The organism is Alteromonas sp. I10 (assembly GCF_003201515.1).
GTDB classification, from domain to species: domain Bacteria; phylum Pseudomonadota; class Gammaproteobacteria; order Enterobacterales; family Alteromonadaceae; genus Alteromonas; species Alteromonas macleodii.
Map to the genome: position 1 here is coordinate 177,591 of NZ_QJJN01000008.1, position 21,112 is coordinate 198,702.

Consider the following 21,112-nt stretch of genomic DNA (forward strand, 5'->3'; position numbering starts at 1 on the left):
GCCAAAATATTTTATGCACGTTAAACAAAAGGTTAACTATTACATTGATAAAAAGTGTAAAGGAATTTGACGCTTTCTTTTATTTATAGTTTTATATTATTCCTACTCGCCAAATTTCGCAAATGCTTTACAGGTATTGCGTAGGTAATCCCGCTTGGAGATGAAAGCGCGTATTCTTTCCCCCCTTGAACCATTACTTTGTTTATAATGCCAATAACTTCACCTGAATTAGCTACATATAAAGCGCTTCCGCTATTACCAGGAAAAGCCGTAGCATCTAATTGATAAACATCGAATTTTCGCTGTAGTCTAGCAATAAGTTGGGAATTGAGTTGAGATGAGGAATTTGCTTGATTGGAATCAGGTGTTACTGCAGCAATAATTCCTTTGTGAGTAGCCGGATACAATCCAAGAACACTACCAATCGGAAACCCTGTGAAAGCTATTTCTACGCCTGGTTCAATCATGCTTTCAGTCTCGCGAAACGTGAACTTTGAAGGAAGTACAACTTTATCTGTCACAATTTCGAGAATCGCCAAGTCGAATACTGGGTCAAAGTCTACTATTTCGACTTCATGCAGTTCAAATTTACGTCCAGTACCGACGAAAACAACACGCTTTTGAATTTTTTCTTGGGAAAGTGTTTCTGATACAACGTGATAGTTTGTTGCAATATAGCGCCCTCCCCCAATAACAAATCCTGTCCCTTTTAATTGTGCTAAATTTCCTTCTATAGGAGTAAGCGTCCCAACACCTACAACTGATGGTTGCACTTTTTTTATTATAAGTGGGAGTGAAAGAGAATCACTAGCATAAACAGTATTAAGAATATGAAATATAGACAAAACAATTAAAAAAAACGTTGATTTCATAATATTATCTCTGGCGTTGCTACACAAATAGGTGGTAAAACAATAGCAAAGGTTAATTTAATCAAAAATAGAATGTTGAGCACTTTTGCAAATATATTGACCAGTCCTTTGATACATTTTTCTATTCTAGTAATAATATCAGGACTGTTGTTACTAGTTAAAAAGAAAAATTACTCTTTTTATACTATCTTATTTGCTCTTATTTTACTGTTCTCTTGTAGTCAATCTTTTCTTTCATCAGCTTTATTGCATCCATTAGAGCACCACTCAGTTAACAGCGAACACGCTAAGAATAAGAAAAACACTAACGACGGACAGCAAGTTATTTTAGTAATGGCATGTAACTATTACGATGAAATGAGTGTTCCATACGCAAACAGGTGGCCGCCATGCTCTTATCTACGATTATCACACGCGGCTGATATCTATCAAACTCGTGAAGCCAAAATAATTGTTGCCGGCGGAAAATTTGGAAATTGGCCAAGCGCTTATAGCCGCTACGCCCGCGAATTTCTCGAACGCCACAACGTTAAAAGTGAAGATATTATCGAAGTTCCAATAGGTTATGACACTGAATCCGAAATTCAAGGTATTGTTAAGAATATAACCCTCTCATCTTTAACTTTGGTCACTTCGGCAAGCCATATGCTGAGAGCTAGTAGCTACCTCAAATTTTGTGGAGTAAGCATTAACGCTGCTCCCACCGACTTTTTAGTAAAACCCAAAATTGTACTTAAGCTTAATTTACCAGACCCCAAGAACTTAACTATAATAAAAAGGGCTTTACATGAATATTTTGGCCTAGTCGAATTCAAACTCAAAAGAAGGTTTGGTTTACTTAGTAAGTATTGCTGAGTGCGTATTAAGATATATAACGAAAAATGTAGAGAATATCAAAATGAGAAACAGACAAGACGCCGAATCGATTGCTTCGCATTTCGCCACCTATTTTGAGCCTGATGTTTCTAACAGCACGGAAAGTATCAAAGCTTCATTTGGTATACGCCATAACGTATATGCAGAAGAACTTAAACTTGAACCGATGAGAGCAAATAAACTAGAAACCGACGACTTCGACTCACATTCGATCCACTGCCTCATTAAACATAGGTTATCTTCTACATTTGCAGGGACAGTTCGTATAATAACCTCTCAATCAGAAGAAGAGAGACTTCCAATTGAAGTCTTCTGCAAAGATAGTATAGAAGATGAAGAATTCTTACCGTCAAACTTCGAGCGCAAAGATATTGTAGAAATTTCCAGATTAGCAGTTCCGGAACATTTTCGTAGAAGACAAATGGATGAGTTCGACGGCGCAGCCATCGGTGCAATAAACGAGCATACATATTCAGAGACTGAGTTACGCTGCTTTCCATTTATTGCAGTAGGATTGTACCTTTCAGCAACTGCTGTTTTAATCGAGAAAAATATCCATCATTGTTACGTTATGGTTGAACCTAGACTGGCTAGAAGTATGAGATTGGTTGGGCTTCCATTTAAACAAATTGGCTCGGTAGTTGACTATCATGGTCAAAGAGCACCATTTATTATTAATCCTATGGAAGTGCCTGCGAACCTTAGAAAGGGTTTTGGGGAACTTCTTACTGAAATTAGACGGGAAATTTTCGAGGCTAACCAGACCTGTATCACTCCCTCTACAAAGCACGCTGGACTGCGCCTATAATTGTCAACTTTTTTTACAGCCCCGCTATCAAATCGCGGAAAATGCGCAAAAAGGTTTGCATTCACAACATGTTGCAAAATTGGCGCGCCGTTTGCTTTCAACAGCAATGATATGATTTTTTGTTGATGTATTGAGGTAAATCATGCGTTTATTAAAATTGGTAGCAATACTCGCTCTGCCCGTAGTTTCACTGTCGTCACTAGCCGATGAATTCTACATTAATAACGGAGCTGATTTCGATGCATCGAAAAACAGTGACGTTGCCGTTGACCAAAACACCACTGGTTGGGTTACTGAACTCCTTCACAAATACGAATCGAACACTACGGCCTTTTGTTCTGCTGCAGAACTTGCTGGTGGTTGTGACATCAATACATCGGGAGGCGCGGACCTAACGTCGTTTGGTGCGTTTTTGAGCTCGCTCGGTACAAATGGGGTTACAGACCTTAGTCCGTTTGATACTCTTGACGTATCCGGCCCAAGCGATAACGATTATTCTGGAAGCTGGGGCATCACATTCAATTTTAATGTCGAGGGTACTATCGGTGGATCAGATTTAGTCACAGACTACTCTGACGGTGCTGTAGTCTTTTACTATTACGACTCTGCAACACTCGCGACCGGTGATATTTCAACAGCAGTTGTTGAACTATTTACCGTTGACGTATATGGAACATCTAATTCTCCAGGCGGACAAATTCTGAGAGGCTTTATCTCTTCATTTGGTTCAGGCTCTATAAACGGCGTAGCGATTACCGACTTTTTTAATGTGCGTTCTGGTACGTTTGCTTCAGTATTAGAAAATCAGCAAGACCTCGCTGTGAATATTGATTACAACACTGACGCAAACCTCGTGACAATTAACGATAATGGTGACGGAACGACTTCTTTGAGTGGTACTCATGACGGTTCAGTTAGTTTTGCGGTCGTGCCAGAACCATTTTCGGTCGCTTTGTTTGGTTTATCATTGTTTGCCATCGGCACTTTGTCTCGCAAAAAAGCTATTAAGTAAGCGTTCGTAACATTCGATAGAAAACAAAAAGCTCGCTTAGGCGAGCTTTTTGTTTTATAAGACATAACTGTTAGTATCTACCTGTTAGCAGCGTTGACGCTTATCGAAGGAATGAAAATGAACAAATTACTGATATTCTTTGTGTGCTTAGCAATCAATGCAGGTTGCTCTAAGCAAACACCGCAAAATTTGTTGGATGATGCTGAGAAGTCACTAGAATCAGACGACTTTAGAACAGCCGAAATAAAGCTAAAAAATCTCGTAAAAGACAATCCAGATTCTCTTGAAGGAAGAAAATTACTTGCAAATGTTTATTTGCAAAGCGGGCAGTATGCTAACGCAAGAAAAGAGTTAGAATTCATCCTTTCAAAAGAAAAAAATAATAATAAAGTAATAGAGTTGCTCTATCGCGTTCTATATTTTCAGGAAGATTACGAAGGGATAATAGAAAAGTCGGAAACCCTCCCAGATGCCTCCAACGCCTTAATTACCCAAATTTATGTATATCGCTCCATCGCATTCTCAGCTCTAGATAATCCTATCAAAGCTAAACAAGCTTTAGAACAAGCAGAAATTTTTGCAGATGCAGCAGACTATACATCATTTGGAAAAGCTTATCTTTTAAGTGAGCAAGGGGCTTATGCTAATGCTCAAATTTTGCTTGAGGATTTACTTAGCACTAATGCGAATTTTTATGAAGCAAGACTTCTTCAAGGGCAACTGTACGCCAAGGAAGGTGACTATGAAAATGCAGTAAAGAGCTTTGAACAATTTAATAAAAATCAGCCATCAAACAACAAGGGGAAGCTTCTATTAGCTGACAGCTATACTAAAACAGCCCAATTTGAGCAGGCAAATACTCTCATTAATCAAATTCTATCCTCGTTTCCAAATCATCATTATACGAATATATTGAAAGGTATTGTTTTGTTTAATGAAGATAGTTTTGAATCGACGATACGGCACATGGATATCGCACTTCTCAGTGAGCCCGATGATGTCATCGCGAAATTATATGCTGGAGTGGCTGCCTATAATTTAGGGAAAAACGAACAAGCATTTGAATACTTACTTCCAGTCAGCAAAAGCGTAGCTGCCACTCACCCAGTGAACAAAATTTTATCTGATATTAAGATAAACTTAGGTTATACCTCAGATGCTTTAAAGGATATGGGTAATTATTCCTTCATTGACGATAAGGACAAACAACTTTTATTTAAGTTAAGCGCTGACCTAGTCAATAAGGGAATGACCGACGAAGCAAAAGGTTTGCTAAAAAAGATAAAAGTCAATAATCTAAATGACGCAGGGTCTCTAGCGAAAATTGGTATTCTCAAATTAAGTTTAAATGACGCAAGCGGTATCTCAGATTTAGAAAAGTCACTATCGATAGACGATGAAACTATCACAAGGTTTGCATTAATCGAAGGCTACATTAACACTGACCAATTATCATTAGCAAAAGGACAAGTAGATGATTGGTTACTAAAATCTCCCGACAATCTTCAAGCACTCAATACTGCGGCAACTGTGTACTTGAAACTAGGTGACCTTAAAAAAGTAGAAGAAATACATGCCAAGGCTCTTTCACTCGATAGTTTAAATTTATATTCCATCAATTTTTACACAAAAAAAGCAATTGAGGAGCGAAAATTCGACAAAGCTATCGAACTGCAAAAAAAGTTAGCAAAATCTGCAAAAGCTACAGGCACTACTTTGTTTAATTATTTTTCGTTAGAGAAAGAACATGGAGAAATAGAATCGGCTCTTTCCCTTTACCGGAAAAAAATTAAAGAGTCGCCAGAAAATTTTCAATACATTACGAGCTATGCGCAAGCATTGCTGTCTGAGGGTAAGTCACAAGAGCTTATTGATACCTTTGAATTAGTAAAATCGAGGAGACACGCCCCAGACAAGTTCTGGCAATTATGGGCCGAAGCTTTTTTAATCAACGGGGATGAATTGCAGGCGTTAGGTGTTTATCAAGATTGGAGAAACACAACGCCTACAAACATCAAGCCATGGCTATTCCCTGTCATGTTGTTTGATAAAACTGGCAAATTTGATAAAGCGCTACGAGAAACAGAAAAAGCGCTGATAAGATTTCCTACTTCTACGCAATTTCAACTATTGCGGGCGCACTATCTGATATTAAATAAGCAAATTAAAGAATCGCAAAGAGCTGTAGAACTACTTAGTGAAGAGTCGAAAAATACTCCTGAATATAAAAGTATTATAGGACATATAGCTTATGCAAAAGGAGACTTCCCTTCGGCAATTAAAGCTCTAACTGATTATTATAACACCTCTTATTCTTCTAGGACGGCTTCAATTATATATAGTGCTAACGTCAACAATAACACACCAGGTCAAGGGGTTAAATTTCTAGAAGAACACCTCGAAATCCGACCTGATGACGCAACGATTAGGTTAACTTTGGCAAGCATTTTTTCAAAGTTCGATGTAACAAAGTCTATTATGCATTATCGAGTATTAGCGAATTCAGAACCTAACAACTTCATCATCCTTAACAACTTATCTTGGCAGTTGATTAAGCAAGAGAGATTTAAAGAAGCTCTGGAGTATGGGGAGAGGGCTTTTGCGATAGCCCCGGAGAGTGCTACAGTTTTAGACACTTATGGTTACGCACTTTTGAAAAGTGGCAACGTTGAACAAGCAGCCGTTATTTTGAATAAAGCTTTTGAGATTGCCCCAGACAATGAGCAAATATTGAAGCATTTAAATGAAGCCAACACGGCAAAAAGCGCAGGCTAATTGTTTTTCGAATAATACTATTTGTCAGACAATTTTACATCTACGAAGAACCTGTTTTATAAAACTATGATAATTAAAGAATAATTACTTGGCGCGCTTTTCGCATTAAGTATCACCGAACGGTTGCAGAAAGGATTTGAAGTGTTTGATGTCGCAGCCTTACTAGAATATTTAGTTTTGTTACAAGGATTCAAAAATGAAATTAAAACACATTACAATAGGCGCTGCGCTAACGCTCGCGACTACCGCTTTATCTGCTGAAGAGTTTTATATAGATGTAGGTGTAGATTTCGATAGCAGCCTAAACCCGAATACCGCCGCTGGACCAACTACAACTGGCTGGCTAAACGAATTACTATACAATTATCAATCAACCACTGTTGCCGACTGTAATGCATTATCACTTTCCTCAGGGTGCAACATTAACACGTCCGGTGGAGTAAATTTATCAGGTTCAGTGGCGGATGCATTTGATTCATTAGGCCTAAACGGTATCAGCGATTTATCCCCCCGGGATTCCCTAAATCAGTTTGGCCCTAGTGATAACAATTATGAGGCAGATTGGGGGCTAACTTTTCAGTTCAATCTATCGGGTACAATATCTGGTACTGAACTGGTTACTGATTATGATAGTGGAGCTATAACGTTTTACTACTATGAGGCACTAGAAGCTACGATAGCTGACACATTTACCGAGCTATTTACAATTGATGTATATGACACTATAAACACACCTGCTGGCGGTCAAAACCTAGCTGGGATCTTGAGCTCAGTAGGAACAGGAACAGTGAACGGCGTTATGGTAGGTGATATGTTTAATTTCGCTACGGGTTCGTTTAATGATCTGATTACTTCTTTTGTTAATATTGTTGCTAGCGTAGACTACAATACTGATGCAACTCAGGTAGTTATAACAGACAACGGAGATGGCACAACAACATTAGCGGGAAATCACGACGGCTCGATATCTTTTGCTGCAGTGCCCGAACCTTCAACAATAGCCCTTATGAGTTTGGGTCTGCTTGGTTTAGTAAGTACTAGCCGCCGTCGTCGCAAGTAATTAAGTAAACGATATAGCTGTTTTTTAAATCTAAAAAAGCCCCAACGTATAATCACTGGGGCTTTTTTATTTTGCCTTTCTCAACTCTAGATGCTTCTCTGTGAACACACTCCAAGCGTACTAATCATCACCTTTTGCAAGAAGCCTTTTCAAATACCAACACATAAAGCGCTGTTTCCAGTGCTTATTCCCACCTGGTCGGTTGGTTTTGACAAGTTTATTTAGGTAAGCATCAAAATGAAGCCCTTGCGGTGCATGAATTACATCCCCCCTTCCTAAAAGAATTTTTAACGCATTAGTACATAAGACTCCTGCGGCAAGAGATATTCCCATACAAGTAGAAGGTACTTTAGAATTTTCCTCTGTGAAATTAACACTCGCCTTTTTTACAAGGTAATGCCTTTGCAGCATACTCGGTGACATACCTACCACAAACCTGAGTATTTGCTCTTCGAAATCAACACCTTCTAGACAGAAATACTCTTCAAAGCTCATTTTATTTGGTAAAAAACACATCAATGCTGTGCCCATACCCATTGGCGCAGCAGAAATGGCGGGGATACCTTTCTCATAACATGCTTGAAAAACTTTTCGACGTATGTCGACCTTGAATATATCTAAGCTATCAACATATAAATCAACGCCATCTAAAAATTCATCTAAATTATCTTCAGAGATACCGCAAGGAAAGTTCTTTAAACTTCCGGATGGGTTTATTGAGGTTAGCGTCTCTTCCATAACTAACGATTTGTCTTTACCAACCGTATTTACATTAGCTCCGGCTTGTCTATTGAAATTAACATAGTCGTAGGCGTCCATATCAGAAATGTGAAAATGACCAATACCTAAACGAGCTAATACAATAGCATGGTCACCGCCAACACCACCTAACCCACCGATTGCTACCTTTGTATTCTTTAACTTTGTTTGCTCTTCTTCGGTTACCCACCCGATATTTCTAGAAAAGGCTTCATTGTAGTCAAACCCCACTTCATACTCCCTCATCAAAGATAAATAGCGTTATGTAGTTATAGCACTCTTTAACAGATTATCGTACTGGTTAAAATAAGCATTTGACTTAAAGCTTATATATTTCTAAGTTTTCGATAGCTGCTTCAATGCGTTTTATTATAGCTTCAAGTTCACTATTCCTAGCCCCTCCAAAATATAATTCGAAGTTATTACTTTTTAAGTTGTTTTTAGGGAAGTCTAACTTTGGCAGAAGAATAATTTCATTTGAAGCAAACAACGTCTGCATATGAACAGCATGCTTATTGTCCAATGTAGCAACGTGAGCTAACTTTGTTCCTGCTCTATCAGCAACCAAGTCATCAAAACTAAAACCACTTCCACCTTCACTGTCTAGCAGCTCTTTATACAACCCTATCTTATTACTCAACGAAACATTAGTGGTCATTTCGATAATCATGGAATAAACATAATGTAGGCTAAGGTCGAAACGACCATTTATTTGAGTGCTTCTTAAGTTATAGGGCAAACTATCTAGTCCAATCATATCGGCAAACTTGTTCGACCCAACTAAGATCGCAACTGCCCACAGGGCAGCTTCATTTTCTTTTTTCGGTGGCATAGCATTTGGCAAAGCTTTAGCAGTTTTAAAAGCTTGAGCTATATAGACGCTTAAACGGGTTTCAGAATGTGGAATAGAATTTAACGCATCAATATAAACTGCTACCGCGTCTTTGTGTACAGTAGCATTTTGAAATAACCTTTTAGATACATTAACGAATTGTCTCTTTCCTTGGCGAATGTCCTCTCCTAGTGATTGAGACTTTGTCATTTCCCCAACCAGGTACCCATGGTCTACTTGTACCGAACTGAATGAATCTTCAAGTAACTCCGCCAATTCTCTCCCTCCGAAAAGTAGAGCGCTTTTAGCAATAAAAAACTCCACCACTTTTCCATTTATCGGAATTGTTCCTATTTTACACTCATCTATTAATTTCTCTGCGGCCCCCCCTAATAAACAAAGCCCATTTATGTAAAGAGGCTGGCTAAGCATTCTAGTGTCCAATTGAAAAACAAAAATCCCATTATTTACACCAAGATTTATCCTCATATTGACACCCGCCAGGTCATTGGCTAACAAAAGCATGCTATTAAGTTCATCTTCAGACAGACTAACTGCAAAGTTTTGGTCGTCATTTAGTAACTCTTCTCTTAATTCTGTAAGAGAGCTATACGCTTTCTTAACAACACTGCCAGAGACATTTTTACTAATGGTCAAAATAGGCTTTGTAGAAATCATTAACACTATAAAAACTGTTAACACAGTCAAAAAACTTACAAACAGCTGTAATGACAATTTCATCGAAGCTCCAACGTGTGGTGAATACTAAACTGAGCGAGTCCGCGATTGCTTAAAATCTCTAATGGCTCTATTCTAGAAGCCTAAAAATGGATTGGATAAGCAAAAGACTGCACTTCTTATGAACTCTCTAGCCGTAACAACTAAAAAATTAGAAAAAGAGCAGTTAACCTATATTGCAGATGAATGGCTCAAATTGGAAAAACTTTCGAGTAAAAGCTTTTTTACTAGCTGGAAGTGGATCGGTTGTTGGCTAAAAATGGTCAACTACGATACTAATTTGATTACTGTTTATGAGCACAACCAAGTTGTTGGTATGGCGTTCTTTTCTATCCATAAAGAAAACAAACCCTTTTACTCTACGAATCAACTTTGGATAAACAGAACTGGGAAACAGAGTTTTGACCAAATCTGGAGTGAATACAACGACGTTCTATGCCCAAGAGGAAGAGAATGGTCTATTCGAACTGTTGTGCTAGACCATCTAACCGCAGAATATCCATTTGTAGATGAATTCATATTGGGGGTTAGCAGACAAGAAATTTCTGAAACCCCCTGCTCTACACACCTTTTTCCAAGAACAATCTGGGAAACTAAAAGTTATTCAACAACTTTGAAACCTGAGTTTGCGTGTTTAGATAACTATCTTGCTACCTTATCAAAGAACACCAGACATCAAATCAGACGTTCAATAAAACTTCTAAAGGAGAAAGGTGACGTCAAATTAAAACGTGCAGACTCTCTTGAAGAAGCGCTAGAAATGCTCTCGGACGCGGGAAAACTTCATCGTATGAGATGGACAGGAAGTAAAAGTGGGTTCAATAATCAACGGTTTAAAGATTTTCACCAAGAGCTGATAAAGCGTAACTTTAGTAGCGGATGCATAGATATATTATCTTTAAGTGTAGATGGTGTGTCTGCTTGCTTTCTCTACAATTTTATACACCATGGTTACGTATACTTCTACTTATCAGGCATAAAATATGAAGATGACAACAAATTAAAACCGGGTTTGGTAGCTCATGCGCTTGCGATATCTCTTTATGCAGGAGAAGGCAAGACTACATATGATTTTATGGGTGGACGAGGTCAGTACAAAGCTTCATTATGTAGCGATGAAGAAACTTTGATAATCACTAGCTTCCAAAGAAAACGCCCTCTTTTACTTTTAAAACGCTGGATTGACGAATCTAGATCCCGTTTTAGGCTTTCGGAAAACCTTTTAAATGAGCGAGGATAATTTACTTTTAAAAAGTTCCACTTGGGTATTAGGTGCAGCTTGGTTTAACCGAATTTTAGGCTTTCTTTCCGTTTTTCTTTTGGCTAGGCTACTTACCCCTGCGGACTTTGGTGCCTTCGCTGTATTACTACTAGTTATTCAGGCCACGAGTGTATTTACTGATATTGGTGTCGATCAATATTACGTTCAAAAATTAACGGTATCAAAGGAAGAACTGTGTGCCTGCTGGACTTTAAATTTTGGAATCAAAACAAGTCTCACTATTCTGCTTGTATGTCTCGCGCCCTTTGTGGTAACACTGCTAGAAAGGGAAGATTTATTGTTTCCACTTATCACGCTAAGTTTTCTACCGTTAGTCAACGCAGCCAACAATGGTTTTATTATTCATTTGAAACGCGAGCTTTCGTTTCACCACTTTGCTAAGTTTGCAGTATTTGGGCAAATTGCAGGTAGCGTTATATCGATTACCATTGCTTACCTTTATACGAATTACTGGGCACTCGTAATAGGAATGTTAAGCAACGCTTTAGCTCAGTGTTGCATGAGTTATGTGTTTTTAAATGAGCGTACGACTTTCACTTTCAAACATTTCAGAAAACCTCTGCATTTTGGGAAATGGTTACTGTTGAGAAATGGCGTTGCACATGTCCGCGCGAAGTTCGACGTATGGTTTGCTGCTTCGTTTTTCAGTCTATCTAATGTTGGCGGTTACAACACGTTAAAAGATATTGCTATGCTACCATCAAGAGAGCTTGTAGGACCTCTGTTCCAAGTATTTTTCTCATTTATGTCTATGGGTAACAGGCAAGATAAAGGTTTTGATCGTATCTATGTAACATGCTTCATTATGCTACTTCTATGTACGCCAATGTCGATAGGACTTTTCCTACTCTCAAAAGACATAACGATGTTGCTACTAGGTGAACAATGGGTAGCTTATTCCCCTATCCTAGCAACACTCGCAATTTTAACCCTCAGCGCTACAACAGGAGACTTTGTCAGCGATGCTTTATTGTCCCGCGGTCTAGTAAGGCATGTGTTCCTCTACGACTTAATTACACTTTTTGTCGCCCTTATATCTCTCTCCTTCACTTATCAACTTCTTACCAGCCCTGATTCGTTGGCAAAATTTAGGGCGCTATTTAGCGTATTTATGTTTTTGAGCAGCTTAGCCTGGCTTTCAGTAGTAGTTAAAATGAGTGCAAAGCGTTTGATTAGAATGTTCTGTATTATCTTTATTTGTGGGATAGTAATGTCGTTTTTTATCTTCATGGCCTACAGCACTTTTAACGATCTAATCGTAAGAATTCTGTTCACCTCAATTGTTGGCGCGACGACCTACTTCATATCAATATTCTTAGCCACATTTTTTCCTCTTTTTTCCCCCGAAGATAGAAAATTGTTGAACCAAGTGGCATTTTCTATAAAAAATAAAATGAATAGTAAGGCTTTGTAATGAGTACTGATAGAAAAGCCATTTTCCTTGACCGTGACGGAGTAATAAACCAAGAAATTAATTACCTTCACAAAATCGAGGACTTTAAATTCACTGACAATTGTATTAGTGCCCTTAAACTGTTGCAGAGCGCTGGATACAGCTTATTCATTGTGACAAACCAAGCCGGTATAGGGCGAGGATATTACTCTGAATCGGATTTTCACAACTTAATGAACTGGCTTAATACAGAACTCGCAAAACATGGTGTTAATATCACTGATATCGAATTCTGTCCCCATCATCCTACAGGTGCAACTGGCATCTATAAAAGATACTGTACATGCCGTAAACCTAAGCCAGGGATGCTTCTCAAGCTCATCGGTAAACATGATGTAGATGTAAGTAAAAGTTTTATGGTTGGCGACAAGTTCAGCGATTTGGAAGCCGCTGAAGCGGCTGGAATAGAGAAATGCATACTAGTAAAAACGGGGCATGCTTTCCGAACAGAAAATACTCCTTCAAGGTGGCAAATTTTTGATTCACTTTTTTCTTTCGCCCAGAAACTCAATCAGGACTCTTAAGTGTGACTCAGTTACTTATACAAAAACGCGTGTTAGTTTTAGGTGAAGATACTAGGAGTTTCCTCTCTGTAATCCGCTCATTAGGGGCAGCCGGTATGGAAGTAGATATAGTTACGCTTATAAATACTACCCCTGCTTTAAGATCAAAGTATATTAAAAAAGTTTACAAGCTAAACTATCAGGCATTTACTCAAATTGAATATTCGGCGAAAGTTACTGCCATTATAGAAGATGGGGATTATGATTTAATTGTTCCTTGTGATGAAAGATCATTGTATCCACTGCTGGACATTCAAGAAGCTAAAAAAACAAAGGCGACCTTTGCAATCCCGGATCGGAATATTCTCGGCCCACTATTTGACAAAGAAGAAACAAGAAAATTAGCCGTAGAATTGGGAATTAATGTCGCTTCAGGAGAACACTGTGAGTTTAATGATACTTCTTCAGAAGCATTAATTTCTAAATACTCGCTCCCTCTCGTATTAAAACCAACCAAATCATACGAAAGTGAACAGCTAAATCAAAGAAATACCGTTCTTATAGCCCGCTCAATCTCTGATATTGAACTATTTAAACAACAAAATGATCAATGCTTAGTTGAACAGTTTTTTGAAGGGACAGGCATGGGAGTATCTGTCTTTTCTTGGAAAGGTAAGGTAAGGGCAGCGTTTGCTCACAAACGAGTGTCTGAGCCTGAGCACGGTGGAGGAAGCTCATATAGAAAAGCATGCCTATTACCGCCAGATATGCTTGATGCATGCCAGAAAATTTGTATCCACTTGAACTATAGCGGTGTAGCCATGTTTGAGTTTAAATATAACAGTAGCTCGAACGAATGGATTCTTATCGAAATTAATGCACGCTTCTGGGGGAGCCTTCCACTTGCTATTTTCGCGGGCGTTGATTTCCCCAAAATTCTTGCTACTTATCTACTAACTAATGAAAAAAGCTATAAGCTTACGTACAATTTAAAAGCGCACGCAAGAAGTCTAACATCCGATCTTTACGATATAAAAGCCAGTTTTGAACGCAATAGGACACAAAACGGAACGGCTAAAGCTTTATCTAATGCTTTTCCTCGCTTATTTGGCTTCATTAGGCTGCTAACAGGAAACGATACTATCGATACCTTCCAATGGGGAGATACTCGTCCGTTTTTCAGTGAGATTAATGAACTTATAGGAGAAAAAATAAAGCGAAGATTCAGGATGTCAAAACATTCTAACAATGCAAAGCAATACGCCAACTTACTAGCTGAACCAATTAATGAAATTTTGGTTGTCTGTTATGGGAATATAATGCGTTCTCCGTTTGCGGCAAACCTGTTAAAGAAAAAGTTCCACCGACAAGGAATAAACGTAGTTGTAAAAGGAGCAGGATTTCATCAACTAGAGAGCCGCCCTTCTCCCGAACGGTGTATACTGGAAGCTAATAAGTGGGGCGTAGATTTAAGCAGCCATCGTTCTAGTTGGTTATCACAATCTATGATAAAAAGTCATGGACAATTGGTCATCTACTTTGACTTGAAACATGAGTATTTATTAAACAGTTATTATCATAGTTATAGAGCTTTAAATTTGGCTCATTTCGTACCGCCTCCGGCCGGGCCGTTAGAGGAAATCGCTGATCCGTATGACGGTTCTCCCGACGCGCTTGAGCAATGTTATTTGAATATAAGTAGTGCACTCGATGAGTTTTTAATTACTCTAACGGCTTCGAATTCTATAACAAAATAATATATAAATTTTGACGCAACTTGAGCTAACCTAAACCGAACAAAAAACAACCAACAGTTTAGGTTTAGTTCATGGACGACTGGCAAATAAATGTTGTATTTGGTTCCTCGCAAGGATTAAAAAATGATGCTCTGATCGTGAGTAAAGTTATAAAGGAGCATTTCCCTGATATTACAATTAGAGAGTTTGATGGGACTAAACATACTTCTGTAAACTGTTGGAATCTTCTCAAAAAACTTTTCTCCTCCATTTTTTTAGGGAAAAAGCAACTTACCATTCATTTTGAAGAAATTTATAGCGAGGTAATGGTTAACACTCATGTCAATATTTTTTTTCCCAATCAAGAATGGTTACGTAGCAAAACTCAGCAAAAAATAGACGACAATGTACATGTATTTTGTAAAACAAAGTACGCATTGAAACAACTCAGCGCTAGATGGTTACATTGTGAGTTTGCAGGCTTTACCTCTAATGATATTCAAGATAAAACTATCGAAAAAGACTACGGTAAATATCTTCACGTAGCAGGAAAAAGCGAACAAAAGGGCACCATCCCACTATTACAAGCCTGGCAAAAGCACCCTGAATGGCCCACTCTCACCGTGGTAAGCAGACTGAAGGAGCACCAGAAATTTAGGGCAGAAAACTTGAAAATTCTTAGCTCATTTTTGCCTCAAGATGAACTGGAATTTTTGATGAACAAATGTGGCATACACCTATGCCCATCTGAAGCTGAAGGCTTCGGTCACAGCATAAACGAGGCTATGTCAACCAGTGCAGTGTTAGCTGTAACTGATGCTGCTCCTATGAATGAGTTTGGTGAGGACCTGTTTCTCTTTAATGTTTCACGCAAGAGTACTCGATATTTCAGCAGTATTAACGAATGTTCAATCGAAGATATAGAGAACACAATTGAACTCATACTATCGACAGGCTTAGACAAGCTAAAAGACATTGGCAGAAAAAATAGAATTCGATACGAAGAGCAAAAGTTAGCATTCGATAGAAATTTCATAAAACTTTTAAGAGAATGCTTAAATACGAGCTCAGCAAACCTAGTAAAGCTAAAATAAACGCTCAGTTGATATAGCTTACGCTTTACTCCTATTTGAAGAATAGATACGATTACTTTTTACTTTAAAACACGGAATAAAGTTATAGTGACTGATGGCGATGTATGCCCTCCTAAATTAGCAATAGTCATTCACACGGAAGAAGAGTTTGACTGGGGAGGCGGCTTTAACGTTGACGCTACTTCTGTATCTCATGGCGAAGAATTATTTGCCCTAGTGCAGTCTCTTTCTTTGATGGGCGCTAAAACAACGCTTGCAATGGACTATCCATTTGTAAGTAGTGCGCAAGGCCAGAATTGCATTGCCAATATTAAAGCAAGTAAAGAGATATCAAAGAAAGTTGAGTTTGCAGCTCACCTGCATCCATGGGTCAACCCTCCTTTTGAACAAACGGTAGGGTTCGTTCCGGAGCATCTATCTTATCCAGGTAATTTAGGTTACGAACAAGAACGCGCAAAGCTTGCAGAACTAACAAGCAAAATTTCCGAGCAAACTGGAACTCGTCCAGTAACTTATCTCGCAGGAAGATACGGTATCGGGGATAACACGCACCAAGTTTTAAATGAATTAGGGTACAAGATTGACGTAAGTATTAGTCCTTTCGCTGATTACCGACATCAACATGGGCCTGATTTTAGAAACTTCAATAACGATATAAAATTAGAAAACAAAATCCTAAGCTGGCCACATTCAAGTGCTGTTGTTTCGCCCTTCTCTTTTGTTCGCAACTATTTCAACTCTTCGCCAACTTCATACTCAAGTGAAAACTTGTTTATAAAAGTATTGAAGAAGGTTTTCCGAGCTAAGCTACATAGACTCTCCCCAGAGGGCTTTTCGCTTACTGATATGAAGAATGTCGTTAAATTTCAAAATGCACTTGGACAAACTTATTTTATTTTATCTTTTCACTCGCCTAGTGTGAAAGCTGGTCTTACTCCCTATGTCAAAAATGATAGGGAACGTGGCGAGTTTATAGAAAAAATACTGTCTTTCGTTAATTGGTTTGAAGAATCATTGAATGGTGATTTTTTTACTATCAACGAACACCCATTGGTACGCAAGCTATGACGAACACTGATGTAAAAAACACCCCATTTTTTAGTGTCGTGATCCCTACTCGAAATAGAGTCGACCTGTTCAAAAAGGCACTAAGTTCGGTTTTATCTCAGACATTCACTAACTTTGAAGTAATTGTTGTAAACGATGGTTCTGATGAAGAGTTTCTTGAAGCTTACAAGCAGTTTGAAAAGGAAACGCCTTCAAACGTTTATTTTAGATATCAAATAAAACGCCCCATTGGACACGGTCAAAGTTACTCAATGAACACTGGTGCCTTGGTTGGCGTTGGAAAATACCTTTGCTTCCTCGATGACGACGACGAATGGATTGATCCTGATCATCTAGCACGAGCATTTGAAAGCATTGCCAATTGTGAAGCTACAGTAGATGCCTATTACACGAATCAAACAGCAGTATTCGTAGACGGTGTCGTGAAGCAAGGCCCTATATGGCTAGAAGATTTAGCTGAAAGACTACAATATAAGCAGTCTGACGTTCAAGGAACGATGGTCGTGAGCGTTCCTGAACTGCTCGAAAGCCATGGTTTCGCGCATTTGAATTGCTCTATTATAAGACGAGAGCTTTATTTAAGCATAAACGGAATGGACGAAAATATTCGTTGGGAATGCGACCGAGACCTATATCTTCGAACGCTAGACCGAGCAGATACAATACTGTACAACCCCTGCGTAGTCTCTCGACATTTAATTCCTGATACAAGTAAAAAAGATAATATGACAACCGTGGTAAACATGCTGGAAAAACGCTTGTATCAGGTAACAGTATTCCAAAAAGGAGCCCTACTGCTAAAACGTTCTTCGCTGCGTACCTATTGCTTAGCGTATCTAGGCTTTATTTATCAACACATTACTCACGAGTTACTTTCAACTAATAGAACAAAAGACGCCGCAGTATACGCCAGTAAAGCACTGGCCTGCCGATTTAGCATTAAGTGGTTCATACGAACTTATTGGCTGAAAATAAAAGCAATGCTTAGCTAAGTGGAAATTATGAAACTAATTATTCAAATACCTTGCTACAACGAAGAACGTACATTGCCCCAGACCGTGAAGGACTTGCCGGAACATATTGATGGTATTGACGTTATCGAATACATGATAATTGATGACGGTTCTACCGATAATACCATTGAGGTAGCGAAATCGCTTGGTGTGCACCATATAATAAAAAATAAAAATAACAGAGGGCTTGCACGCACCTTCCGCAAAGGCATAGACGAATGTTTGAAACGTGGCGCTGACATTATTGTCAATACCGACGGTGATAATCAGTATGCGGGCTGGGATATCGCTAAGCTTGTTGTTCCGGTACTTGAAGGCAAAGCCGACGTTGTAGTAGGCGACAGAAACACGCAAGATATTGAACACTTTTCCCCGTTAAAAAAGCTGCTTCAGAAAGTAGGCAGCTATGTGGTTAAGAAGGTGTCGGGTGTTCAAGTACCCGATGCGGTAAGCGGTTTTCGCGCCTACAGCAGAGAAGCGGCACTGCAGCTTAATATTATCAGCCCTTTTAGCTATACCATTGAAGCGCTTATTCAATCAGGTAAAAAGCACATGGCTGTTACCCATGTTCCCGTAGAGACCAATGCAAAAACTCGAGAGTCTCGCCTTTTTACCAGCATTCCTAAATTTATAGAGCGCCAATTAACCACCATAGTACGCATGTACACCATGTATCAACCGTTAAGAGTTTTTGTGCTAATTGGGGCGATAATTACCTTAATTGGCCTTATACCCATTATACGCTTTCTCATTTTCTATTTGATGGGTGACGGTAACGGCCATCTTCAGTCTTTGATACTTGGTGGTGTATTAACAGTACTGGGTATTATCACGTTTCTTATAGCCATACTTGCCGACCTAATAAACTTCAATCGCCAGCTTATTGAGCAAACGCTAGAGAAGGTGCGCAGAATGGAACTGCAGATGCTTGATGACCACCAAGAACGCGATAACGAGCGCAACACTAAGCCCTAATGAAAATTTTAATTGTTACTTCTAACTACCCACGCTGGCCTGGCGATAACACTACGCCGTTCGTTCATAACTTTGCCCGTGAATTGGTAAATCAAGGGGTAAAAGTAAGGGTGTTGGCACCGCACTTTGAAGGAGCTAAACGCAAAGACATTATGGACGATGTGGAAATTCGTCGTTTTCGGTATTGGCTGCCTGAATCAGGGCAAACGGTATGTTACCAAGGTGGCGCGCTGGGGAATTTAAAGAAAAATTGGGTTAACAAGCTTAAATTACCTGTTTTAGTGGCCTGCGAGTTTTTCTTCACCCTAATTCAGACATTGTTTTGGAAGCCTACTTGGATAAATTCTCACTGGCTTATTCCTCAGGGCTTTGTATGTGCGCTAGTGAGTAAACTCACGAGGGCAAAGCACGTCGCAACCATTCATGGTGGTGATGTATTAGCGCTAGATGGTAAAACACTGAGAAAGTTTAAATCTTTTTCTCTAAAACACTCAAATGTAGTAACAGTAAATAGCTCAGTAACGAAAGCAAAAGCAGAAGAACTCTCTCCACTTTCAGCGGACAATGTGATCCTTATTCCCACTGGCATTTTACCTTTACCTACTTTATGCAATGAACAAGTTTCTAAGTTAAGAGCAGCGCTACTACCCGAAAACACTAAACACTTAATCCTCTTTGTGGGGAGAGTTAACGAAGAAAAAGGCGTTGGAGAGTTAATAGATGCTACAAAAAAACTTATCGATAGTGGAAAGTCGGTGCATTTAGCGATTGTGGGAAGCGGACATGATGAATGTCGTTTTAGAGAATTGGCTGAAAACTTAGATATTACTGAATCTGTAACATTTGTAGGGTGGGTGAATAGCAAAGAAATTTACAACTATTACGCAGCGGCAGATGTGTTTGCTGGGCCTTCGAAACAATCTAACGACGGGTGGATAGAGGCACAAGGTTTAACCTTTGTAGAAGCCATGCTTGCTGGGTGCAAAGTAGTTGGCACCAATAGCGGTGGCATTCCTGATGCTGTGATTCATGGTAAAACGGGCTGGCTCTCTGAGCCTGGTAACGCTGATAATCTTGCTAATGCACTGGCACTAGCCCTGTCAGACCAAGGCAAATCTTTAACTGCGGAAGCGTTTACGTTCGCGAAGAAAAACTATCTTATTTCAAATACCGTCGAAAAGTTTAGATCTAAGCTACATAACTTTGAGTTTAACCATGTCAATAAATAAAGATGATAATCTCAAAATATGCTTTCCTCTTGTTGAATGCGGTTCTGGAAGCGACGTTTGGACATATAATCTTGCTGACTCTTTGACTAAAAACGGAATAAATGTGGAAATACAGAAGTATCCACATTTTTATCAGTATGTACCTTGGTTGTTGAAAAAAGATTTTAAAACAGATGCGGATATAATTCATACTAATAGTTGGAACGGCTTTGTGTTCAAACAAAAAAATAAGCCCCTATTTGTCACTGAGCACCTTGTGGTTCACAATAGAGAACTAGATAAATTCAAGAGTGTGCCACAAAGAATATTTCACAAACTTCTTGTCAAGCACTTTGAGAAATTGTCTTTTGACAGAGCAGATGCGGTCACCGCTGTCAGCCATTATGCGGCCAAAGAGGTGTATAGTATTTTTAAAAAAAAATGTGTACCTGTTCACAATGGAGTTAGTGATGACGTTTTTTATAGAAAAAAGCTTGAAAACGAGTTAATACCTAATACCAGTGATAAGATAAAACTCCTGTATGTCGGTAACCAGACAAAAAGAAAAGGCTTCGACTTATTAGAAAAAATAATGGAAAGATTAGATGACAGGTTCGTTTTACTCACAACCTCTGGTCTACGAACAAAAGCAAAGAAAAATGTTTCATCTAAGATTATATCTATTGGTAAACTCAATCAAAACCAACTAAATGAATATTATAACTATTGTGATATTTTTTTATTTCCTTCTCGAATGGAAGGGTTTGGGTTAACAGCAGTCGAAGCAATGTTCTGCGCTAAACCTGTAATATCCCACAATGTCTCTTCACTTCCCGAACTATTTCCACAACAAGAATTTCTATGCGACCTAAATTGCATAGATAATTTCGTAGAAAAAATAGAAAAACTCAGTTCAAACTCAGAGCTTCGAGAAAGAATTGGTAAACAAAATTTTCAATTCGCCAAAGAAAATTTCCGAATAGAAAAGATGACTCACCGATACATCGAACTCTACCATAATATCTTACATCGGTTTTAAAAGGCTAAT

18 protein-coding genes are annotated in these 21,112 nt (G+C 38.8%); 15 read left to right on the top strand and 3 right to left on the bottom strand.

Annotation, left to right across the window (positions count from 1 at the left end; genetic code table 11):
* Positions 1 to 83: 83 nt before the first annotated feature.
* On the bottom strand, positions 84 to 872 hold the full coding sequence (locus tag BZA03_RS15735) for a serine protease (RefSeq protein WP_110289256.1): 789 nt from the start codon (positions 870 to 872) through the stop codon (positions 84 to 86).
* A 72-nt stretch (positions 873 to 944) separates the two neighbouring features.
* On the opposite strand from BZA03_RS15735, the gene BZA03_RS15740 reads away from it, so the two are divergent.
* From BZA03_RS15740 to BZA03_RS15760, 5 genes are all read left to right on the top strand, one after another.
* Positions 945 to 1,727 (top strand): YdcF family protein, encoded by a 783-nt coding sequence (locus BZA03_RS15740; protein WP_110289257.1) that lies wholly within the window; start codon positions 945 to 947, stop codon positions 1,725 to 1,727.
* A gap of 43 nt (positions 1,728 to 1,770) precedes the next feature.
* Positions 1,771 to 2,556 carry a PEP-CTERM/exosortase system-associated acyltransferase gene (locus tag BZA03_RS15745; protein WP_110289258.1) on the top strand — a complete coding sequence of 262 codons (786 nt, stop codon included), beginning with the start codon at positions 1,771 to 1,773 and terminating at the stop codon, positions 2,554 to 2,556.
* Between the two features lie 142 nt (positions 2,557 to 2,698).
* Complete coding sequence (locus BZA03_RS15750) at positions 2,699 to 3,568, top strand: hypothetical protein (RefSeq protein ID WP_110289259.1); 870 nt, start codon at positions 2,699 to 2,701, stop codon at positions 3,566 to 3,568.
* Between the two features lie 117 nt (positions 3,569 to 3,685).
* Positions 3,686 to 6,343: an XrtA/PEP-CTERM system TPR-repeat protein PrsT gene (prsT, locus tag BZA03_RS15755; RefSeq protein WP_181417304.1), complete on the top strand. Its 2,658-nt coding sequence runs from the start codon at positions 3,686 to 3,688 to the stop codon at positions 6,341 to 6,343.
* A gap of 196 nt (positions 6,344 to 6,539) precedes the next feature.
* On the top strand, positions 6,540 to 7,403 hold the full coding sequence (locus BZA03_RS15760) for a PEP-CTERM sorting domain-containing protein (protein WP_110289261.1): 864 nt from the start codon (positions 6,540 to 6,542) through the stop codon (positions 7,401 to 7,403).
* Between the two features lie 120 nt (positions 7,404 to 7,523).
* On the opposite strand, the gene BZA03_RS15765 is transcribed toward BZA03_RS15760, so the two are convergent.
* Both BZA03_RS15765 and BZA03_RS15770 read right to left on the bottom strand, forming a co-directional pair.
* Positions 7,524 to 8,393, bottom strand: coding sequence for a ThiF family adenylyltransferase (locus BZA03_RS15765; protein ID WP_258364653.1), 870 nt, complete (start codon positions 8,391 to 8,393; stop codon positions 7,524 to 7,526).
* Positions 8,394 to 8,481: 88 nt separating this feature from the next.
* Positions 8,482 to 9,735, bottom strand: a complete 1,254-nt coding sequence (locus BZA03_RS15770) for a hypothetical protein (protein WP_110289263.1) — start codon at positions 9,733 to 9,735, stop codon at positions 8,482 to 8,484.
* Between the two features lie 91 nt (positions 9,736 to 9,826).
* Between BZA03_RS15770 and BZA03_RS15775 the strand changes: the two genes are divergently transcribed.
* The 10 genes from BZA03_RS15775 to BZA03_RS15820 all read left to right on the top strand — a co-directional run bounded on the left by BZA03_RS15775 (position 9,827) and on the right by BZA03_RS15820 (position 21,103).
* Positions 9,827 to 10,972 carry a GNAT family N-acetyltransferase gene (locus BZA03_RS15775; RefSeq protein ID WP_146212368.1) on the top strand — a complete coding sequence of 382 codons (1,146 nt, stop codon included), beginning with the start codon at positions 9,827 to 9,829 and terminating at the stop codon, positions 10,970 to 10,972.
* Positions 10,959 to 12,428 carry an oligosaccharide flippase family protein gene (locus tag BZA03_RS15780; RefSeq protein ID WP_110289265.1) on the top strand — a complete coding sequence of 490 codons (1,470 nt, stop codon included), beginning with the start codon at positions 10,959 to 10,961 and terminating at the stop codon, positions 12,426 to 12,428. The genes BZA03_RS15775 and BZA03_RS15780 overlap by 14 nt, the downstream gene beginning before the upstream one ends.
* Complete coding sequence (gene gmhB / locus BZA03_RS15785; RefSeq protein ID WP_110289266.1) at positions 12,428 to 12,991, top strand: D-glycero-beta-D-manno-heptose 1,7-bisphosphate 7-phosphatase; 564 nt, start codon at positions 12,428 to 12,430, stop codon at positions 12,989 to 12,991. Before BZA03_RS15780 ends, gmhB begins: the two co-directional genes overlap by 1 nt.
* A gap of 2 nt (positions 12,992 to 12,993) precedes the next feature.
* A complete protein-coding gene (locus BZA03_RS15790; RefSeq protein ID WP_110289267.1) occupies positions 12,994 to 14,727 on the top strand; it encodes an ATP-grasp domain-containing protein in 1,734 nt (577 codons plus the stop codon).
* Between the two features lie 71 nt (positions 14,728 to 14,798).
* Positions 14,799 to 15,800 carry a glycosyltransferase gene (locus BZA03_RS15795; RefSeq protein WP_110289268.1) on the top strand — a complete coding sequence of 334 codons (1,002 nt, stop codon included), beginning with the start codon at positions 14,799 to 14,801 and terminating at the stop codon, positions 15,798 to 15,800.
* Between the two features lie 87 nt (positions 15,801 to 15,887).
* Positions 15,888 to 16,868 carry a hypothetical protein gene (locus BZA03_RS15800; RefSeq protein ID WP_110289269.1) on the top strand — a complete coding sequence of 327 codons (981 nt, stop codon included), beginning with the start codon at positions 15,888 to 15,890 and terminating at the stop codon, positions 16,866 to 16,868.
* A complete protein-coding gene (locus tag BZA03_RS15805; protein WP_110289270.1) occupies positions 16,865 to 17,860 on the top strand; it encodes a glycosyltransferase family A protein in 996 nt (331 codons plus the stop codon). The genes BZA03_RS15800 and BZA03_RS15805 overlap by 4 nt, the downstream gene beginning before the upstream one ends.
* A 9-nt stretch (positions 17,861 to 17,869) precedes the next feature.
* A complete protein-coding gene (locus BZA03_RS15810; RefSeq protein WP_110289304.1) occupies positions 17,870 to 18,856 on the top strand; it encodes a glycosyltransferase family 2 protein in 987 nt (328 codons plus the stop codon).
* Complete coding sequence (locus tag BZA03_RS15815; protein WP_110289271.1) at positions 18,856 to 20,085, top strand: glycosyltransferase; 1,230 nt, start codon at positions 18,856 to 18,858, stop codon at positions 20,083 to 20,085. Before BZA03_RS15810 ends, BZA03_RS15815 begins: the two co-directional genes overlap by 1 nt.
* Positions 20,072 to 21,103: a glycosyltransferase family 4 protein gene (locus tag BZA03_RS15820; RefSeq protein WP_110289272.1), complete on the top strand. Its 1,032-nt coding sequence runs from the start codon at positions 20,072 to 20,074 to the stop codon at positions 21,101 to 21,103. The genes BZA03_RS15815 and BZA03_RS15820 overlap by 14 nt, the downstream gene beginning before the upstream one ends.
* Positions 21,104 to 21,112 lie beyond the last annotated feature (9 nt).